This window comes from Synechococcus sp. R6-7, from assembly GCF_047461695.1.
Taxonomy (GTDB): domain Bacteria; phylum Cyanobacteriota; class Cyanobacteriia; order Thermostichales; family Thermostichaceae; genus Thermostichus.
On sequence record NZ_JANSHS010000165.1, the window covers coordinates 1 to 2,961 of the forward strand.

The 2,961-nt window shown below is 55.9% G+C and carries 2 protein-coding genes and 1 pseudogene; 1 reads left to right on the top strand and 2 read right to left on the bottom strand.

What is annotated here, in order from left to right; all coding sequences use genetic code 11:
• Both NW815_RS05660 and NW815_RS05665 read right to left on the bottom strand, forming a co-directional pair.
• A pseudogene (locus tag NW815_RS05660) lies at positions 1–255 on the bottom strand (hypothetical protein); the annotation flags it as partial.
• Positions 252–1,691 carry an NAD(P)/FAD-dependent oxidoreductase gene (locus NW815_RS05665; protein WP_414389162.1) on the bottom strand — a complete coding sequence of 480 codons (1,440 nt, stop codon included), beginning with the start codon at positions 1,689–1,691 and terminating at the stop codon, positions 252–254. The gene NW815_RS05665 and the pseudogene NW815_RS05660, both read right to left, overlap by 4 nt.
• Before the next feature lie 141 nt (positions 1,692–1,832).
• On the opposite strand from NW815_RS05665, the gene gshA reads away from it, so the two are divergent.
• Positions 1,833–2,961 (top strand): glutamate--cysteine ligase (gshA, locus tag NW815_RS05670; RefSeq protein ID WP_414415796.1); only part of this gene is annotated, 1,129 nt, incomplete at its 3' end.

Here is a 2,961-nt window from a genome sequence, read left to right on the forward strand (position 1 = left end):
CACGTTGCTCTGCTCATAGGCAATCTTGTCAAAGCCCACAAACTGATACCCCTGCCGCACGATGCCGAGATACCAATGGCTATCCCACTGAATTAGGCCCTTGAAGATGGAAACATAATTGCTCTCCTCACTCCAGAGGGAGATCATGAAGATCTGCAGCACTGTCAAGGCCAAACTGGGCAACAAGATTTGCCCTAAGAAAGGGGCAAGGTACTGCCGACCTCGCTGCAACAGATGACTGAGAGGAAAGCTCATCGCTGAATCGTTAAGGGTGAAGATGGCACTTTGATTTCTTCTTGGTAATCGTCGTCGGAGTTCACCTGCCAGAGATTGTGACTACCGGGTCGGAGAATGTTCTCAGCCGCCAGCAAGCCCATCAGTAAACTGTGATCTTGGTTGTTGTATTTAAATGAGCCGTAGCGGCCCACCACTTGTAGATTTTCAAACTGGCTGAGATACTCCTGCAAAATGGCTAAATCTTCTTTATAGCTACCGGTATAGATGGGATAAGTGCGGGGCAGGCGCACCACAAAGCCACTGTAGATCTTTTGATCGTGAAGCAGGCCAATTTGACGCAGCTCCTTCTCGGCCAAAGCCAGCAATTCCTCCTCAGGAGCTTGCCACAAGGGATCCCCAAAGTTGCACCAATACTCACAGCACAAGGGGGTTTGCTCTTGGTTGGGCAACATGGCCGGAGACCAATTGGCGAAGTTGGTCACCCGTCCCACCCCCACCGTTGGATCGTTGATATACAGCCAGTTATCGGGGAAGAGCTGGGATCCCTGCACAATTAGGTAAACCAAAACCGTGTTGCGAAACCTAAGATTCCGGGCTGCCTGCAACACCTTTGGGGGTGGTAATTCCTGCAGACTTTGCACCAACACCGTTAGAGGAATCGAAGAAATGACGTGAGAGGCAGGAACCCAAGTCTCTTGCTGAGTCTGAAGGTTGCGCAATTGCAGTTCGGCAATTTGGGATCCCTCGTGCCTAAGGGCGACTACCTCTGTATTGAGCAAGACTTTCTGTCCTTCGGCAAGCAAATACTCCTGCATTTTTTCATAGAGCTGCCCGGATCCCAGGCGAGGAAACTGAAACTGATCGATCAGGGATTTCACCGAACCTCGATTCCACCCCAATGCCTTTTGGATGGCTTGCCCAAGGCTGAGACCTTTGATGCGCTGAGCGGCCCAATCGGCACTGATCTCGGTACAAGGGATCCCCCAAAGCTTTTCCGTATATCCTTCAAAGAACATTTGAAAAAGCCGAGTACCGAACTTGCCCTTAACCCAGTCGGCAAAGTTCTGGGGAGCCGGCTGTGGGATTAATTGTGCCCAAAGGTAGGAAAGGACAATGCGAAGACTTTCCCACCAGCCCACTTTCCGTAGAACTTCCCAAGCTTGAATGGGGTACTGAAAATACTTCTTGCGGTAGTAGATGCGGGTAAGCCGCCGAACCGTTACCTGTTCGGATCCCAAAACGTGGTTCCACAGCTCCAGCACGGGCGGAATCTTGGTAAAAAAGCGGTGCGGGCCGTAGTCCAGAATAAACCCTTGGTAGTGGATGCTTTTGGCCAGGCCCCCAACTCTCTCTTCCCGTTCCACCACCACCGCGGGAAAACCGAGCTGGGTTAAGCGGTAGGCAGCCGCCATGCCCGCTGGCCCTGCCCCCAGGATGTAGATGGGATCGCGCACTCTATTCCCTCTCGCAACTACCCCGTGGAGACATTCTAAAGCAGGTCGGGAAAGTCCCCTGCCACCGGACAATTCCCTACAAAGCCCTGGGAAAATGGGCACAGAGGTTAGACTGGTGAGGCTGCGGCTGGAGGCTGGCCTGTGCTGTTGACCAAGGGCTTTGAGGTGGAAATGTACACCGGCACCGCCGCCGGGGAAGTGGTGGGCTTGTCGGATCGCATTTGCCAGGCTTTGCCAGGGTTTGTACGGGAGCCGGATCGGCGCAACGTGGAGTATATCACCCCTCCCCTTCGCCGCTACGAAGACCTGCTCTGTGCCTTGTTGCGGCCTCGCCTGCAGTTGCGGCAATTTTTGCGCCGTCTTGGCCCTTACACCCTTCTGCCAGGGAGCACGCTAGCTTTGGGCGGCAGCGACCACTTCGAGCGGTCGGATCCCGGCAACCCCTACCACGACTACATCGAGCGCACCTATGGCACGCGGGTGGTAACTGCTAGCATTCACATCAATGTTGGCCTGCCAGGTACCGAGGCCATCTTCCGGGCCTGTCGCCTGCTGCGAGCGGAAGCATCTCTCTACCTAGCTCTGAGCGCTTCCTCTCCTTTTCTGGACGGACGGGTGACGGGATCCCACTCCAGCCGTTGGCAGGTGTTCCCCAAAACGCCGGCCCAGGTGCCCTTCTTCCGGGATCACGCCCACTACATTGCCTGGATCCAGGAGCAGCTAGCCTTGGGCACAATGCAGAATGTGCGCCACCTGTGGGCCTCGGTGCGACCCAACGGCCCGGATCGGCCCTACCATCTCAACCGGGTGGAGCTGCGCATTTGCGATCTGGTGGGGGATCCGGTAATGGTTCTGGCGATTACCGCCTTGGTGGAAGCCCGTCTCTGGCAGTTGCTGGCCCAGCCGGAAGCGCTGGATCCCTTGCGGGGGCCCTTTACCCCAACAGAGCTGGAGAGCCTTTGCGAAGCCAACGAGCAGGCTGCTGCTCGAGAATCGCTGCAATCTCATTTGGTCGATTGGCGGACAGGCCGGGAACGGGCGGCCCAAGAGTGGATCGAAGAGCTGCTGACCGAAGCTTGGCGTATTGGCCAACCTCAAGGCTTGGGCTGTTTTCTAGCTCCCTTGCAAACTCTGCTCCACCAGGGCAATGAGGCCCAACGCTGGCTGAAGCAAGTCAACCAGGGATCCACACCTGCCCAGGTGTACCAACAGGCCATCCAGGAGCTGGCCGAACAAGACCGAGAGAGCATGACTCTAGTCAATAATAAGC